Origin of the sequence: Pseudomonas sp. D47, from assembly GCF_045447305.1 — a bacterium.
Lineage (GTDB): Bacteria > Pseudomonadota > Gammaproteobacteria > Pseudomonadales > Pseudomonadaceae > Aquipseudomonas.
This window is the reverse complement of record NZ_JBJGXU010000096.1, coordinates 1-14,962: the sequence shown is the minus strand read 5'-3', so window position 1 is coordinate 14,962 and position 14,962 is coordinate 1. Positions and strand designations below refer to the sequence as shown.

The 14,962-nt window shown below is 60.7% G+C and carries 16 protein-coding genes; 7 read left to right on the top strand and 9 right to left on the bottom strand.

Annotated features, from left to right (window positions below; all coding sequences use genetic code 11):
• Positions 1-71: 71 nt before the first annotated feature.
• The gene (locus tag ACI77I_RS30385; protein ID WP_094951174.1) at positions 72-1,010 is read right to left on the bottom strand and encodes an aspartyl/asparaginyl beta-hydroxylase domain-containing protein; all 939 of its coding nucleotides are present in this window, start codon (positions 1,008-1,010) and stop codon (positions 72-74) included.
• 230 nt (positions 1,011-1,240) lie between these two features.
• On the bottom strand, positions 1,241-2,215 hold the full coding sequence (gene cysK, locus ACI77I_RS30380; RefSeq protein WP_094951175.1) for a cysteine synthase A: 975 nt from the start codon (positions 2,213-2,215) through the stop codon (positions 1,241-1,243).
• A 122-nt stretch (positions 2,216-2,337) separates the two neighbouring features.
• Here cysK and ACI77I_RS30375 point away from each other — a divergent pair, with 122 nt between their 5' ends.
• From ACI77I_RS30375 to ACI77I_RS30365, 3 genes are all read left to right on the top strand, one after another.
• Entirely contained in the window at positions 2,338-3,411 is a 1,074-nt protein-coding gene (locus ACI77I_RS30375) for a DUF748 domain-containing protein (RefSeq protein ID WP_094951176.1), read from the top strand.
• Positions 3,412-3,641: 230 nt separating this feature from the next.
• On the top strand, positions 3,642-4,487 hold the full coding sequence (locus ACI77I_RS30370; protein ID WP_003189627.1) for a MoxR family ATPase: 846 nt from the start codon (positions 3,642-3,644) through the stop codon (positions 4,485-4,487).
• Positions 4,487-5,665, top strand: a complete 1,179-nt coding sequence (locus ACI77I_RS30365) for a VWA domain-containing protein (RefSeq protein WP_094951177.1) — start codon at positions 4,487-4,489, stop codon at positions 5,663-5,665. The genes ACI77I_RS30370 and ACI77I_RS30365 overlap by 1 nt, the downstream gene beginning before the upstream one ends.
• A gap of 120 nt (positions 5,666-5,785) precedes the next feature.
• Here ACI77I_RS30365 and ACI77I_RS30360 read toward each other — a convergent pair whose 3' ends face one another.
• The 3 genes from ACI77I_RS30360 to ACI77I_RS30350 are packed head-to-tail and all read right to left on the bottom strand — an operon-like array spanning position 5,786 to position 8,138.
• Complete coding sequence (locus ACI77I_RS30360) at positions 5,786-6,700, bottom strand: biotin-dependent carboxyltransferase family protein (protein WP_406999868.1); 915 nt, start codon at positions 6,698-6,700, stop codon at positions 5,786-5,788.
• A complete protein-coding gene (gene pxpB, locus ACI77I_RS30355; protein WP_094951179.1) occupies positions 6,697-7,401 on the bottom strand; it encodes a 5-oxoprolinase subunit PxpB in 705 nt (234 codons plus the stop codon). Before pxpB ends, ACI77I_RS30360 begins: the two co-directional genes overlap by 4 nt.
• The gene (locus ACI77I_RS30350) at positions 7,398-8,138 is read right to left on the bottom strand and encodes a 5-oxoprolinase subunit PxpA (protein WP_094951180.1); all 741 of its coding nucleotides are present in this window, start codon (positions 8,136-8,138) and stop codon (positions 7,398-7,400) included. Before ACI77I_RS30350 ends, pxpB begins: the two co-directional genes overlap by 4 nt.
• A gap of 174 nt (positions 8,139-8,312) precedes the next feature.
• On the opposite strand from ACI77I_RS30350, the gene ACI77I_RS30345 reads away from it, so the two are divergent.
• On the top strand, positions 8,313-9,233 hold the full coding sequence (locus ACI77I_RS30345) for a LysR family transcriptional regulator (protein WP_242154966.1): 921 nt from the start codon (positions 8,313-8,315) through the stop codon (positions 9,231-9,233).
• Positions 9,234-9,280: 47 nt separating this feature from the next.
• Here ACI77I_RS30345 and ACI77I_RS30340 read toward each other — a convergent pair whose 3' ends face one another.
• Genes ACI77I_RS30340 through ACI77I_RS30330 form a run of 3 tightly spaced genes read right to left on the bottom strand, consistent with a single transcriptional unit; the run spans position 9,281 to position 11,178 of the window.
• Entirely contained in the window at positions 9,281-9,823 is a 543-nt protein-coding gene (locus ACI77I_RS30340) for a DUF2937 family protein (RefSeq protein WP_094951182.1), read from the bottom strand.
• An 11-nt stretch (positions 9,824-9,834) separates the two neighbouring features.
• Positions 9,835-10,611 carry a class II glutamine amidotransferase gene (locus ACI77I_RS30335; protein WP_094951183.1) on the bottom strand — a complete coding sequence of 259 codons (777 nt, stop codon included), beginning with the start codon at positions 10,609-10,611 and terminating at the stop codon, positions 9,835-9,837.
• A gap of 30 nt (positions 10,612-10,641) precedes the next feature.
• The gene (locus tag ACI77I_RS30330; protein ID WP_094951184.1) at positions 10,642-11,178 is read right to left on the bottom strand and encodes an MFS transporter; all 537 of its coding nucleotides are present in this window, start codon (positions 11,176-11,178) and stop codon (positions 10,642-10,644) included.
• Between the two features lie 21 nt (positions 11,179-11,199).
• Between ACI77I_RS30330 and ACI77I_RS30325 the strand changes: the two genes are divergently transcribed.
• Both ACI77I_RS30325 and ACI77I_RS30320 read left to right on the top strand, forming a co-directional pair.
• Positions 11,200-13,254, top strand: a complete 2,055-nt coding sequence (locus tag ACI77I_RS30325; protein WP_406999866.1) for a S9 family peptidase — start codon at positions 11,200-11,202, stop codon at positions 13,252-13,254.
• 70 nt (positions 13,255-13,324) lie between these two features.
• A complete protein-coding gene (locus tag ACI77I_RS30320) occupies positions 13,325-13,798 on the top strand; it encodes a cyclic nucleotide-binding domain-containing protein (protein ID WP_094951186.1) in 474 nt (157 codons plus the stop codon).
• On the opposite strand, the gene ACI77I_RS30315 is transcribed toward ACI77I_RS30320, so the two are convergent.
• Positions 13,795-14,079 (bottom strand): hypothetical protein, encoded by a 285-nt coding sequence (locus tag ACI77I_RS30315; RefSeq protein WP_083359588.1) that lies wholly within the window; start codon positions 14,077-14,079, stop codon positions 13,795-13,797. The two genes, ACI77I_RS30320 and ACI77I_RS30315, sit on opposite strands and share 4 nt — an antisense overlap.
• Positions 14,080-14,157: 78 nt before the next feature.
• Between ACI77I_RS30315 and ACI77I_RS30310 the strand changes: the two genes are divergently transcribed.
• Entirely contained in the window at positions 14,158-14,844 is a 687-nt protein-coding gene (locus tag ACI77I_RS30310) for a hypothetical protein (RefSeq protein WP_122542824.1), read from the top strand.
• Positions 14,845-14,962 lie beyond the last annotated feature (118 nt).

Here is a 14,962-nt window from a genome sequence, read left to right as displayed (position 1 = left end):
TTGATCACATTCCAGGCATAAAAAAAAGGCGCTGCATCTTTCGATACAGCGCCTTTTCTATGCCGCGTGGTTTAGCCGAACAACCACTTCCACAGCAGCACCAATACCACTACAGCCAGCACCGGCCGCGCAATGCGGTAGGCCTTGGGATGCTTGCGCTTCCACTGCTTGACCACACCACTGAACTTGTCGCTGAAGGTCTTGCTCCAGGCGTAGGCCTGGTTGATCCCACCCACGCGTTCGTCGTCGAGGTTCTGCGGGGCGGTTGCGCGGCCCAGTTGCTTGCTGACCCAGCGGTTGATGCGGGTCATCACGCGGTTGCTCAGCGGGCGTTCGATGTCGCAGAACAGGATTACGCGGGTCTGGTCGGTTTCGTTTTTCACCCAGTGCACGTAGGTTTCGTCGAACATCACGTCTTCACCGTCGCGCCAGGCATAGACCTGGCCGTCGACGAAGATGCGGCAGTCATCGGAGTTCGGCGTGGACAAGCCCAGGTGATAACGCAGGGAACCGGCAAACGGGTCACGGTGCGGGTTGAGGTGGCTACCGCCCGGCAACAGCGCGAACATCGCGCCCTTGACGTTGGGAATACTGCTGACCAAAGCCACGGTTTTCGGGCACAGCGCCTCGGCCGAGGGCAGCGGTTTGTCGTACCACTTGAGGTAGAAACGCTTCCAGCCCTTCTTGAAGAACGAACCGAAACCGGCGTCGTTGTTCTTTTCAGCGGCGCGGATGTAACCCTCGTCGAACAGGTGCATGGCCTCTTCGCGGATCACTTCCCAGTTGTCCTTGAGCACATCCAGCTCCGGGAACTTGCTGCGGTCCAGATACGGCTTGGACGGCACGGCCGAGAACAGGTACATCAGGGCGTTATACGGGGCGAACAGCGCCGAATGGTTGACGAACTGACGCAACATCGGCAAACGGGCCTTGCCACGTAAGTGCACATACAGCGTGCTGCCGATAAACAGCAGCAACACCGACAGTTTGGCGGCCAAAGAAAAGGTCATGCAGCAACTCCTGGAAATAAGCGCCTGGCCAGCAACCTCCCGTCAACGGGAAACCAGACGTAGCAGCCGGCCATGATAAACAGTTGAGCCATTATGCAGAAGGCCCAGGCCGACCGGCTGATATAAATCAACACCCTAGGGCCCTTGTGGCTTGCAGGTTTGTTGTGGCTAGCCGGGCTGTCGTGGCGAGCGGGCTTGCCACAACAAGCCCGCTCACTTCACGGAAGCTATCAAGCCTGGTTTTCCTGCTCGGTAAACAAATCACTGAACAGCATGCTCGACAGGTAGCGCTCACCGGAGTCCGGCAGGATCACCACGATGGTCTTGCCCTGCATGTCCGGTTTCTCGGCCAAACGTACCGCCACGGCCATGGCGGCGCCGCAGGAGATACCACACAGAATCCCTTCTTCCTGCATCAAACGCAGGGCCATGGCCTTGGATTCCTCATCGGTCACCAGTTCCACGCGGTCAACCATCGACAAATCGAGGTTCTTCGGCACAAACCCGGCGCCGATGCCCTGGATCTTGTGGGCGCTTGGCTTGATCTCCTCACCGGCCAGCGCCTGGGTGATCACCGGCGAGACGAGCGGCTCCACCGCCACTGACAAAATCGGCTTGCCCGCAATGTTCTTGATATAGCGCGACACGCCGGTAATGGTGCCACCGGTGCCTACGCCGGCGACCAGCACGTCCACAGCGCCATCGGTGTCGTTCCAGATCTCCGGGCCGGTGGTTTTCTCGTGGATCGCCGGGTTGGCCGGGTTTTCGAACTGGCCCGGCATAAAGTAGGTGGCCGGGTCGCTGGCGACGATCTCAGCGGCTTTTGCGATGGCGCCTGGCATGCCCTTGGCCGGCTCAGTCAACACCAGCTCGGCGCCAAGGGCCTTGAGCACTTTACGCCGCTCGATGCTCATGGACGCCGGCATGGTCAGCAGCAGCTTGTAGCCACGGGCCGCCGCGACAAACGCCAGGCCGATACCGGTGTTGCCGGAGGTCGGTTCTACGATGGTCATGCCCGGCTTGAGCTTACCGGTGCTTTCAGCGTCCCAGATCATGTTTGCGCCAATGCGGCACTTCACCGAATAACCCGGGTTACGCCCCTCGATCTTGGCCAGGATGGTCACGCCACGCGGTGCGATGCGGTTGATCTGAACCAGGGGCGTGTTACCGATGGAGTGCGCGTTGTCTGCAAAGATACGGCTCATGACGGTCCTTAAAGCAATTTCAGGAAGGCCCCAAGGGTATGCCTCAGGGTGGGAGGCGTCCAGTCAGAGGAACGTTGCGCCCGTGCGCGCGGTCCATCGCCTATAACGTTGGAGAACCTGATATGAAACGTCGTTACAGTGGGCTGCTATGGATCGTCGCCGTACTGGTGGTAGTGCTGATCGCCCTGGACCTCGCCCTGCCCTACCTGGTGCGCAACTACCTCAACGACAAACTCGCCGACATGGGCGATTATCGTGGCCAAGTCACTGACGTGGACGTGGCGTTGTGGCGCGGCGCGTACAAGATCAATGGCCTGCAGATCGTTAAAGTCGACGGCAAAGTGCCGGTTCCGTTCGTGAAAGCGCCGGTGATCGACTTGTCTGTGAGCTGGCATTCGCTGTGGTACGACCATGCCGTGGTTGCCGAGGTGCAGTTCATCAAGCCGGAACTGAACTTCGTCGACGGTGGCAACCAACAGGCGTCCCAGACCGGTAAAGGCACCGACTGGCGCGAACAGCTGGGCAAGCTGTTGCCGATTACCCTGAACGAAGTGCGCATCGAAGACGCCAAGATCGCCTTCCACAACTTCAACTCCAAGCCGCCGGTGAATATCAACGCCACCTCGGTCAACGCCAGCTTTTACAACTTGACCAATGTGGTCGACATCAAAGGCAAGCGCGACGCCAGCTTCGAAGGCAAAGCCCTGCTGCAAGGCCAGGCGCCGCTGGAAGCCAATGCCACCTTTGACCCGCTGAGCAACTTTGAAGACTTCGAATTTCGCTTTCGCGCCAAGGACTTGCAACTCAAGCGCATGAATGACTTCGCCTCGGCGTACGGCAAATTCGACTTCAAGGCCGGCACCGGCGATGTGGTGATCGAAGCCCAGGCCGAAAAAGGCCAACTGAGCGGCTATATCAAGCCCCTGCTGCGCGACGTAGAGGTGTTCGACTGGAAACAGGATGTCGAAAACAAAGACAAAAACATCTTCCGCTCGATCTGGGAGGCCGTGGTCGGCGCCAGCGAGACCGTATTGAAGAACCAGAACAAAAACCAGTTTGCCACCCGCGTCGAACTCAGCGGCAGCGTGCACCAGCAAAATGTCAGCGCGTTCTCTGCGTTTTTGGCGATTTTGCGCAATGGATTCATCCAGGCGTTCAATGCACGCTATGAACAGCCCAAACCTAGCGCTAATTAAATGTGGGAGCGGGCTTGTGTGGGAGCTGGCTTGCCTGCGATAGCATCAACTCGGTGTAACAGATAACCCGAGTTGCCTGCATCGCGGGCAAGCCCGCTCCCACACAAGCCCGCTCCCGCATGTGGACTGTGATGTGACCGGCCATTCAGAGACTGAATAACCCGTCTGCGTTCACAGTCGCCGGGGCCGCGCGGTATAGTCCTGGCATTGATGAATTCGAGGAATGACCGATGAAGTTCGAAGGCACCCAGGCCTATGTGGCTACCGATGACCTGAAACTGGCCGTCAACGCCGCCATCACCCTGGAGCGGCCGTTGCTGGTCAAGGGCGAGCCCGGCACCGGCAAGACCATGCTTGCTGAGCAACTGGCCGAATCCTTCGGCGCCAGGCTGATCACCTGGCACATCAAGTCCACCACCAAGGCGCATCAGGGCCTCTACGAGTACGACGCGGTCAGCCGTCTGCGCGACTCGCAGTTGGGCGTGGACAAGGTGCACGACGTGCGCAACTACCTGAAAAAGGGCAAGCTCTGGGAAGCCTTCGAGTCCGAGGAACGGGTGATTCTGCTGATCGATGAAATCGACAAGGCCGACATCGAGTTCCCTAACGACTTGCTGCAAGAACTCGACAAGATGGAGTTCTACGTCTACGAAATCGACGAGACTATCAAGGCCAAGAAACGCCCGATCATCATCATTACCTCCAACAACGAAAAAGAGCTGCCGGACGCGTTCCTGCGCCGCTGCTTCTTCCACTACATCGCTTTCCCCGACCGCACTACCCTGCAAAAGATCGTCGACGTGCACTACCCCGACATCAAGAAAGACCTGGTCAGCGAAGCGCTGGACGTGTTCTTCGACGTACGCAAAGTGCCGGGCCTGAAGAAAAAGCCCTCCACTTCCGAACTGGTCGACTGGCTCAAGTTGCTGATGGCCGACAACATTGGCGAAGCCGTACTGCGCGAACGCGACCCGACCAAGGCCATCCCACCGCTGGCCGGTGCGCTGGTGAAGAACGAGCAAGACGTGCAATTGCTGGAACGTCTGGCATTCATGAGCCGTCGCGGTAATCGATAATGTTGCTCAACCTGTTCAATGAAATGCGCGCCGCCAAGGTGCCGGTGTCGGTGCGCGAGCTGCTCGACCTGATCAACGCGCTGAAACAGCGTGTGGTCTTCGCCGACATGGACGAGTTTTACTACTTGGCCCGGGCGATCCTGGTCAAGGACGAGCGGCATTTCGACAAGTTCGACCGTGCGTTCGGCGCCTATTTCAACGGCCTGGAAAAGCTCGACGACCACTTGCAGGCGCTGATCCCCGAAGACTGGCTGCGCAAGGAGTTCGAACGCTCACTGAGCGATGAAGAGCGCGCGCAAATCCAGTCCCTCGGCGGCCTGGACAAGCTGATCGAAGAATTCAAAAAACGCCTGGAAGAACAGAAAGAACGCCACGCCGGCGGTAACAAATGGATCGGCACCGGCGGCACCAGCCCGTTCGGCTCCGGCGGCTACAACCCGGAAGGCATTCGCGTGGGTGACGCTGGCAAGCGCCAGGGCAAGGCGGTGAAAGTCTGGGACCAGCGCGAGTACAAGAACCTCGACGATCAGGTGGAACTGGGCACGCGCAACATCAAAATCGCCCTGCGCCGCCTGCGCAAATTCGCGCGCCAGGGTGCGGCCGAAGAGCTCGACATCGACGGCACCATCGACCACACCGCCCGCGATGCCGGGCTGCTGAATATCCAGATGCGTCCGGAGCGGCGTAACACCATCAAGCTGCTGTTGCTGTTCGACATCGGCGGTTCGATGGATGCGCATGTGAAGATCTGCGAAGAGCTGTTCTCCGCGTGCAAGACCGAGTTCAAGCACCTGGAGTACTTCTACTTCCACAACTTCGTGTACGAGTCGGTGTGGAAGAACAACGGGCGCCGCACCTCGGAGCGCACCTCTACCCAGGATTTGCTGCACAAGTACGGCGCCGATTACAAAGTGATCTTTATCGGCGATGCGTCGATGGCGCCGTATGAAATCACCCAGGCCGGCGGCAGCGTCGAGCACTGGAATGAAGAGCCTGGGTATGTGTGGATGCAGCGCTTCATGGCCAAGTACAAGAAGCTGATCTGGATTAACCCGTACCCGAAGGACACTTGGGGGTATACGGCGTCGACGGGAATTGTGCGGGAGTTGGTGGAAGATCAGATGTATCCGCTGACCCTTCGGGGCTTGGAAGAAGGGATGCGCTTTCTCTCCAAATAGGCGGTGAAGCTACCGACGCTATCGCAGCGATGCGGCGACCCGACAAGCCAGCTCCCACAGGTGAGTGCATTTCACCTTGGAATACATTCCCCTGTGGGAGCTGGCTTGCCTGCGATGCTTTTATCGATTCAAAAAGCGCTGCAAAAAGTCGATGTGCTGCCGATGCGCCGTCTCCTGCACCACTGGCGCCAACTTGACCTTCTCCCCCGGCAAACACTGCGCCAGCCGCGCCAGCGCCAATGGCGTCAACGCGCCTAACCGCGGATAGCCACCAATCGTCTGCCGATCATTGAGCAACACAATCGGCTGCCCATCCGGCGGCACCTGGATCGCCCCCAGCGGAATGCCCTCAGAGATCAACGACGGCCCCTGATACTGCAACGGCGTGCCCAACAAACGCATGCCCATGCGATCCGCACGGCTGTCCAGAGCCCATTCGGTGTTGAACGCATCGAACAAACTCTGCCCGCTGAACTGCCCGATCTGCGCGCCGACAATCACCTCCAGCGGCGCCTTGGCGGGCAAACCAGGCACACTCAATACCTTCATCGCACCGCCCGTGCCGGAATAGGCCAAGCGCCCGCCTTCGGCCAACGCCTTGCCGAAACCGTCCACCCCGCCCAATTCTTCACGAACTACCGTGGCGCAACTGCCGAGCACATCCGGCGCATCAAACCCACCCGGCGCCGCCAGGTAAGCCCGCGCGCCACTGAACGGCTGGGTGAAGCGCAGGCGCTGGCCCTTTTGCAGGATAAAACTGCGCCCCGGGCTGATCGCGCGCTCGTCGATGTACGCGCCCAAATCCGCCCCGGCCAATGCCAGCAGGCAATAATCCTCAGCCTGCACGGTGAACCCGCCCAAGGTGATTTCCACCACCGGCGCATCCAGCGCATTGCCCAGCAGCCAGTTGGCCCACGACATCGACACCCAGTCCAGCGCGCCGCCCTGGGTCACGCCCAGGTGGCGCACGCCAAAGCGACCGGCGTCCTGCAACAGGCACAGCGGCGTGCTGGCCTCGATTAACAAGCGGCTCATGCCTGCGCCTCCAACGGCGTGTCATCGCCACCCAGGTGGATAAATTCGGCGTGGCCAACCGCCTCAAAACGCACAGTGTCGCCGGGTTGCATCAGGCTGTAGCCGTCGCGCTCGCGGTCGAACAGTTTCGCCGGGGTGCGGCCGATCAAGTTCCAGCCGCCCGGGGAAACCACCGGGTACGCTGCGGTTTGCCGTTCGGCGATGCCGACGCTGCCAGCCGCCACGCGTTTGCGCGGGGTATTCAGGCGTGGCGTGGCGAGGCTTTCATCCACCAGCCCCATAAAGGCAAAACCGGGCGCGAAGCCGAGGGCGAACACTTGGTATTCGTGGGCGCTGTGGCGACGGATCACTTCGTCTACCGTAAGGCCACTGCGCTGGCTGAGCAAGGTCAGTTCCGGGCCGACACTCAGGTCGTACCACACCGGCAACACGTGACACTGGCCGCTGCCCTGGGCCTGGGGTTGCAGGTCGGTCAGCGCCAGGTCGATCAACTCCCGTGCCTGGGCCGGGCTCAAGGCGCTGAGATCGTAATGCACCATCAGCGTGGTGTAGGACGGCACCAGATCCACCAATGCCGCGCCGAAACCCTCGCGCAGCCGTTGAGTGGCGGCGAGCATCCACGGCATGTTGGCTTCGGCAATTGCATCAAACAGACGCACCATCAGGCAGTCGATCGCTACCACTTCAATGCGTGGCTTCATGCTGGCTTCAACGCCTCGCGGATGCGCTTCACAGCGGCAACCGAACTGGCGTTATCGCCATGCACACACAGGGTGTTGGCTTGCAAAACCAAGGCGCTGCCGTCGCTGGCGGTCAAGGCTTCGCCACGGGAAAGGGTCAGGGCCTGCTGCACGATGGTTTCAGCGTCATGGTGGACGGCGCCGGGCAACTGGCGCGAGACCAGGTGCCCTTTGTGGTCGTAGGCACGGTCGGCGAAGGCTTCGAACCACAGGGTCACGCCGTATTCATCGCCCAGGGCCTGGGCCGCGCTGTTGTCGCGGGTGGCCAGCAGCATCAGCGGCAGGTCGCCATAGGCGGCTACGGCCTGGATCACTGCGCGCAATTGCGTGGGGTTGGCCATCATGTCGTTGTACATCGCGCCATGGGGTTTGACGTAGCTGACCCGCGCGCCTTGCGCGCGGCAAATACCGTCGAGGGCGCCGATCTGGTAGTGCAACAGGTCCTGGATTTCCTGCGGCGTGTAGGCCATGGAGCGGCGGCCGAAGCCTTGCAGGTCCTGGTACGCCGGGTGCGCACCCACTTGCACGCCGTGCTTGAGCGCCAGGCTGACGGTCTTGCGCATGATGCTCGGGTCGCCGGCATGGAAGCCGCAGGCCACGTTGGCGCAATCAATAAACGGCATGACCTCGGCGTCCAGACCCATGGTCCAGTTGCCAAAGCTTTCGCCGATGTCGCAATTCAATAGCAAGCGGCTCACGGTCAGTGCTCCTGTCGGTTTTGTATTTTTTGTAGTGTGGGATTTTTTACGCAGAACTCGCAACTTGTCCTGACACCCAACGACGCTTATCGTGGAATAGCTCGATTTTTGGCGCTGGCACGGTGCGGCGTCCAACTAATAAAAACCGATCCATGCATAAGAAAAGTTGATCCCATGAATTTGAAGTTCCTCGAAACCTTCGTCTGGGTGGCCAAACTCAAGAGCTTTCGCCTGACCGCCGAGAAGCTGTTCACCACCCAGGCCTCGATCTCCAGCCGCATTGCCGTGCTCGAAAGCGAGTTGGGCGTGAAGCTGTTTCTGCGCGATTCGCGCGGCGTGAGCCTGACCCCGGAAGGCTTGAAGGTGCTCGATTACGCCGAGCAGATGATGGTGACCATGCAGGGTTTGAAGCAGTCCCTGGAAACCACCAGCAGCAAGGTCGGGCGGATTCGCATCGGCGCGATGGACACCGTGATTCACACCTGGCTCAGCCCATTGGTGGCCGAATTGATGGACCATTTTCCGCGGGTGGAGATCGAATTAGTCGCCGATACCGCGCTGAACCTCAGCGATCAGCTGCAAAAAGGCTTCCTCGATTTAATCCTGCAAACCGACCTGCTACGCCTGGAAACCGTGCGCAGCCTGGAACTGGCCAGCCACCCGATGGCCTGGATCGTCGCCAGCCACTCCCTCTACAACCGCGACTACGCCTCCCTCGCCGAACTGGCCCAGGAGCGCATCATCACCTACTCGAAAAACTCCCACCCGCATCAGGACGTGCTGAGCCTGATGCAAGCCAACGGCGTGGCCGCGCCGCGCATGAACTGTGTGAATTCAGTGTCGGCGATTACCCGCCTGCTGCGTGATGGTTTCGGTATTGGCGCGCTGCCGCCGGTGTTGGTCAGCGAAGAATTGGCACGCGGGGAATTGGTGATGCTGCCGATGGCGCAGAAACTGCCGAATTTACAGGTGGTGGTGTCGTGGCGGGTGGGCGTGGAGTTGGTGGAGGAGATTGTCGGGCTGTGCCAGAAGGTGGTGGCCAGGTATGCCGAGGAAGTCGGCGAAGAGCACATGCTACTGGCCAAACCGGATTAAAACTGTGGGAGCTGGCTTGCCTGCTCCCACATTGACCGAGTTGGTTTTTAGAGACCTTTGAGGTCTCGTTCTTCAATCGGCCGGCTCTGGCGCAGGCGCTTGCCGCCCAACACCACCCAGTCGATCAACCGGAACAGGCATTCAATGCCGAACGACAACAGCATCGCCCCGCCCAAGCCCCAGCCCATGGCCTCCGGCGTCAGCAGGATCTGGTAGCTATAGCCGTTCCAGGTTTCCTGGCGAATATCCGGGTCCGCCGCCACCGCCACTTGCAGCACGCGGATGTACCACGGGCCTTGCATGGCCTGAAATTGCTTATCCAATGCCACCTGGCGATCAAGCATGGCGCCCAGGCTGTTGGCGTCGCTCTGGAACACCGGGTCATCACTGGCGCGGTAATGCGCCACCAACGCCTTCAAGTCACCATTGAAAAACTGGCGTGCCGTGGTTTCAAACCCGCTGAGGCCGGTCTGGGCCTCGATCAGGTGGGCCTCGACGCGCTTGGCGTAATCGTTGATGAAACCCGGCACCTGCACACCGACCAACAAGCCAATGGCAAACAGCACCAACCGCAAATAACTGAGCAGCATGGTCGATATCCTTACTCGGTAATGCCCTGGCTGACGCATTCACCGCGTCGCCACAGGCTCCATTGGCCCGGTTCGTAGCGGGTCCAGTTTTCATTGTCGGTCAACGGCTCGGTGGCGATCACCGTGACCACGTCATTTGGCGTGGTTTCGGCCTGAAAATCGACGATCACGTCGACATCCTTCAAGCGTGCCGGGCCAAACGGTGCGCGCCGGGTAATCTGTGCCAGTTTGGTCGAGCAGTAGCAAAACAGCCAATCGCCGTCGCTGAGCAGGCAGTTGAATACACCTTTGCTGCGGTATTCGGCGCAGGCGGCGATCAAGTCAGGCAGCACTTGTTCGATCTCCACCGGCTCCGGGAAAGCTTCGCGCACCCGGTTGAGCAGGTCACAGAACGCCGCTTCGCTGTCGGTATCGCCCACTGGCCGATAAAACGTGGCGCGCGGGTTGAAGTCCGCCAGTTGGCCGTTGTGCGCAAAACACCAGTTGCGGCCCCACAGTTCGCGCACGAACGGGTGGGTGTTGGCCAGGCTCACCTTGCCCACATTGGCCTGGCGGATATGGCCAATCACCACTTCGCTTTTGATGGGGTAACGCTGCACCAGCAGCGCGACTTCCGACTCGCAGCTGGCAGCCGGGTCCTGGAACAGGCGCAAGCCACGGCCTTCGTAGAAGGCGATGCCCCAGCCGTCGCGGTGGGGGCCGGTACGCCCGCCCCGCTGCATCAGCCCGGTAAAGCTGAACACGATGTCGGTGGGGACGTTGGCACTCATGCCCAATAATTCACACATGCCAGGGCTCTCGCTGCAGGGCAGACAACGTTAAAGGCGCGGTTCGACCCGCATACTGCTGGCAGGCGCCGGGCGCCGGAACGGCTCGTCGTCTTCGTCCACGGGCTCGGCAGCCAAGGCTGCGTCGGTAGCCGCCTTGCGCTCACGGCGGGCGTTGGCGGCGCGTTCGATGGGCCAGCGGATCAACACAAACACGATGTACACGCCCAGCGCGATCATCGTGTACATGAACAGATCGGAAATGGCCCGCCAGGCGTTATTGCCGACATGCAGCACCAGGTCCAGGGCGGTAATCGCCACGGCCGGCGCAAACTGGGTCTTGACCGGGTCGACAATGGTAGGGCTGAGCAGCAGCACCGCCATCAGCAACTGCAGCGGCTCGCGCAGCCAGCGCCAGATCCAGCGGGTCATGCGCCACCACACCAACAGGCAGCCCAAAGCGGCGAAGGCGTAGAGGCCCCAAGCGGTCAGATAGTCGTTCTCGGTCATGGTGTCCATGGCAAGGTAGGCAAACAGGCGGCTATGATAACGGCTTTTGCGTGTCGCGGCTGCAATGCCTGCCACCATCCGCCAGACAGAGAGTGATCCATGCCTTCACCGACCCACATCACTGCCGCCCCGATTGCCCGCAAGGCCGAAGGCCAGGACCCGTACGCCTGGCTGCAAGCGCGTGACACGCCTGAAGTGCTTGATTACCTCAACGCCGAAAACGCCTGGCAGGAAGCCCAGCTCGCCGACCAGCAGGCACTGCGCGAAAGCCTGTTCGAAGAGATCAAGGGCCGCATGCTCGAAACCGACCTGTCGCTGCCCTCGCCGTGGGGACCGTACCTGTATTACACCCGCACCACCGCCGGTGATGAATACGCCCGTCATTACCGCTGCCGCCGCCCGGCAGATGATAGCAACGTGGTGGACGACAGCAGCGAAGAACTGCTGCTCGACCCCAACGTGCTGGCCAATGGCGGCTTTTTCTCCCTGGGCACGTTCAGCATCAGCCCCGACCACCAGCGCCTGGCCTACAGCCTCGACACCAGCGGTGAAGAGATTTACACCCTGTACGTGAAGGAATTGGCCAACGGCAAGGTCAGCGAACTGGAGTTCCAGGACTGCGACGGCAGCATGACCTGGGCCAATGACAGCCTGACCCTGTTTTTCAGCGAGCTGGACGACACCCATCGCCCGCACAAGCTCTACCGCTACCGCCTGGACGGCACGGCGGCGCAGGAAGTGTTCCATGAGCCCGACGGGCGTTTCTTCTTGCATTGCTACCGCTCCAGCTCCGAACGCCAGTTGCTGCTGGCCCTGGGCAGCAAGACCACCAGCGAAATTTGGGCGCTGGACGCCGACCTGCCACACCTGGACTTCACCTGCCTGGCACCGCGGGTCGAGGACCATGAATACGATGTCGACCACGGCCAACTGAATGGCGCGTGGACTTGGTTCATCCGTAGCAACCGTGATGGCATCAACTACGCACTGTTTGTGGCTACCGACATTGGCGACGTGCCGACCGAGGATGAGTGGCAGAACCTGATCCCCCACAGCGATGAGGTGATGCTCGACGGCGTCAGCCTGAACGCCAGTGCCATGACGCTGAGCCTGCGCATCGGAGGCCTGCCGGTGATCGAAGTGCATCCCCAAGGCTTGCCGGCCTATCGCGTGGAATTACCCGACGCCGCCTACAGCCTTTACGTACAAAACAGTCTGGAATTTGCCAGCGACAAGATCCGCCTGCGCTATGAAGCCCTGAACCGTCCGGCGCAGGTGCGCCAGCTTGAATTGGCGAGCGGCGCGCAAGTGGTGCTTAAGGAAACCCCGGTACTCGGTGTGTTCAATGCCGACGATTACGTCAGCCAGCGGCTGTGGGCCACGTCTGCCGATGGCACCCAGGTGCCGATCAGCTTGGTGGTCAAGCGCGACCAGCTCGGCAAGCCTGTGCCTCTGTACCTGTATGGCTACGGCGCTTACGGCCAAAGCCTCGACCCGTGGTTCTCGCATGCACGCCTAAGCCTGCTGGACCGCGGCGTGGCGTTTGCCATCGCGCATGTACGCGGCGGCGGCGAACTGGGTGAAGCCTGGTACCGCAACGGCAAGCAGGAACACAAACAGAACACCTTCAGCGACTTCATCGCCTGCGCCGAGCACTTGATCGCCGAGGGCCTGACCACCTCAAAACAACTGGCCATCAGCGGCGGCAGTGCCGGCGGCCTGTTGATCGGCGCGGTACTCAATCAACGCCCGGACTTGTTCCAAGCGGCGATTGCCGAAGTGCCGTTCGTCGATGTACTCAACACCATGCTCGACCCCGAGCTGCCGCTGACCATCACCGAGTACGACGAGTGGGGCAACCCTGAAGAGCCTGAAGTGTATGAACGCATCAAGGCCTACGCGCCGTATGAGAATGTCAGCGCCCAGGCCTACCCCGCCACGTTGGTGATCGCCGGTTACAACGACAGCCGTGTGCAGTACTGGGAAGCGGCCAAGTGGGTGGCCAAGCTGCGTGACACCAAGACGGACGACAACCTGCTGTTGCTCAAGACCGAATTGGGCGCTGGCCACGGCGGGATGAGCGGTCGTTACCAGGGATTACGTGACGTAGCGCTCGAATATGCATTTGTGTTCAAGGCGCTAGGGCTGGTTTAAGGAACTTAGTGTGGCGGCCCTGTCTGAACACACAGACCGCCTACTTGATTGATGGACCAAGATTGCAGCTATGCCATTACCGACATTAATGAACAATGAAATCCGCGACATGCTCATGGACTGCGGCCTGTTCGACGCCTTGATGCCGGAAGACTTTCACGTCGCCGCCGGCTACTTCAATATCAGCAGCATTGCCCGCGATGAGGTGATTTTCCTTGAGGGCGATGCCGGCACGTTCATGTGCATCCTCCACAGCGGCCAGGTGGCCGTGCAGAAAACCAATCACGAAGGCCAGCGCCTGACCATCGCCACCCTGCGCAGTGGCAGGGCCTTTGGCGAAATGGCGGTGCTCGATGGCGAGCGGCGTTCGGCCAGTTGTATCGCGGCAAGTGACAGCGTGCTGTTGAACCTGGGCAAGGATTCCCTGGAAAAAATGCTCAACGAAGCGCCCAGGGTTGCGGCCAAGATCATCCGTGCGATTGCGATAGCCTTGTCCAAGCGCCTGCGCATGGCCGACGGGCAACTACTCTCGCAACAGTTTTAACCGCCGGGCGTCTTCGGCTTGCTGTCATTTTGCAGCAGGCCGGGCACGCTCTGGTCTTTGGGCGGCGTGGGCAACACGATCGGCACCAATGCTGGTGAGCCGTTGGCGGTGGCCTTGGGCGCCACAGGCGGGGTGACTTGCGGGTACAACGTCGGTGTTGGCGTACCCGGCGCACCTGGGGTTGGCGCGGGTGCGACCGGCACGGTTTGCAACTCCTGAGCCTGCGCCGCACCCAATGTGAGCGCGCCAAGCACAATGACCGTTAGAATGCTGCACTTCATCGATGGCTCCATGGCCTGACCGGAATGTCGTAAGGCTACTCCCAACCGCGCAAGAATGCCCTTCCCAATGAGATTTCCATGAAACGTTTCGTTCTGCTGGACACCACCCCGATCCCCGATAACGGCGGTGCCTTATGCCTGTTCGAGTACGGCGAGGATTTTGTCATCAAGATCCAGGGCGGTGACGGCGGCCAGTTGATGAACACGCGCATGCACGGCTCCGAAGACGCGCTGGCGGAGATTCCCTGCCGCAAAGTCGCCGGGCGCCCGGGTTCGCGAGTGCTGATCGGTGGTTTGGGCATGGGCTTTACCCTGGCCTCGGCGCTCAAGCATTTGGGCAAGGCCGCCGAAGTGGTGGTCGCCGAACTGGTGCCCGGCGTGGTGGAGTGGAACCGTGGGCCGCTGGGGGAAAAGTCCGGCCGCCCGCTGCTCGACCCGCGCACCGTGATCCGTATGGAAGACGTGGCCAAGGTGCTGCAGGCCGAGCCCCAGGGCTTTGACGCGATCATGCTCGACGTCGACAACGGCCCCGAAGGCCTCACGCAAAAAGCCAACAGCTGGCTGTACTCCGCGGGTGGCTTGGCCGCTTGTGCCAAAGCCCTGCGGCCCAAGGGCGTGCTGGCGGTGTGGTCGGCCAGCGCCGACAAGCTGTTCAGCGACAAATTGCGCAAGGCCGGCTTCAAGGCCGAAGAAGTGCAGGTGTTTGCCCACGGCAACAAGGGCACCCGCCACACCATCTGGATTGCCGAGAAGCTCAAGGGCTAGGCCTCCCGGGCCTAGGTATCTACACATCTTTTTATGGGTTGAGTTCTTTGGTTGTCGCGGGGGTGCTGGGTGCATATCCGTTATTTGGGTAACGGCTGCTATGGGTTCCGCCCTTACG

What these genes read in the sequence shown, in the direction of transcription:
- ACI77I_RS30385 (WP_094951174.1), bottom strand. Translation starts at nt 1,010, where the DNA reads ATGACCTTTTCTTTGGCCGCCAAACTGTCGGTGTTGCTGCTGTTTATC.
- cysK (WP_094951175.1), bottom strand. Translation starts at nt 2,215, where the DNA reads ATGAGCCGTATCTTTGCAGACAACGCGCACTCCATCGGTAACACGCCC.
- ACI77I_RS30375 (WP_094951176.1), top strand. Translation starts at nt 2,338, where the DNA reads ATGAAACGTCGTTACAGTGGGCTGCTATGGATCGTCGCCGTACTGGTG.
- ACI77I_RS30370 (WP_003189627.1), top strand. Translation starts at nt 3,642, where the DNA reads ATGAAGTTCGAAGGCACCCAGGCCTATGTGGCTACCGATGACCTGAAA.
- ACI77I_RS30365 (WP_094951177.1), top strand. Translation starts at nt 4,487, where the DNA reads ATGTTGCTCAACCTGTTCAATGAAATGCGCGCCGCCAAGGTGCCGGTG.
- ACI77I_RS30360 (WP_406999868.1), bottom strand. Translation starts at nt 6,700, where the DNA reads ATGAGCCGCTTGTTAATCGAGGCCAGCACGCCGCTGTGCCTGTTGCAG.
- pxpB (WP_094951179.1), bottom strand. Translation starts at nt 7,401, where the DNA reads ATGAAGCCACGCATTGAAGTGGTAGCGATCGACTGCCTGATGGTGCGT.
- ACI77I_RS30345 (WP_242154966.1), top strand. Translation starts at nt 8,313, where the DNA reads ATGAATTTGAAGTTCCTCGAAACCTTCGTCTGGGTGGCCAAACTCAAG.
- ACI77I_RS30340 (WP_094951182.1), bottom strand. Translation starts at nt 9,823, where the DNA reads ATGCTGCTCAGTTATTTGCGGTTGGTGCTGTTTGCCATTGGCTTGTTG.
- ACI77I_RS30335 (WP_094951183.1), bottom strand. Translation starts at nt 10,611, where the DNA reads ATGTGTGAATTATTGGGCATGAGTGCCAACGTCCCCACCGACATCGTG.
- ACI77I_RS30330 (WP_094951184.1), bottom strand. Translation starts at nt 11,178, where the DNA reads ATGGTGGCAGGCATTGCAGCCGCGACACGCAAAAGCCGTTATCATAGC.
- ACI77I_RS30325 (WP_406999866.1), top strand. Translation starts at nt 11,200, where the DNA reads ATGCCTTCACCGACCCACATCACTGCCGCCCCGATTGCCCGCAAGGCC.
- ACI77I_RS30320 (WP_094951186.1), top strand. Translation starts at nt 13,325, where the DNA reads ATGCCATTACCGACATTAATGAACAATGAAATCCGCGACATGCTCATG.
- ACI77I_RS30315 (WP_083359588.1), bottom strand. Translation starts at nt 14,079, where the DNA reads ATGAAGTGCAGCATTCTAACGGTCATTGTGCTTGGCGCGCTCACATTG.
- ACI77I_RS30310 (WP_122542824.1), top strand. Translation starts at nt 14,158, where the DNA reads ATGAAACGTTTCGTTCTGCTGGACACCACCCCGATCCCCGATAACGGC.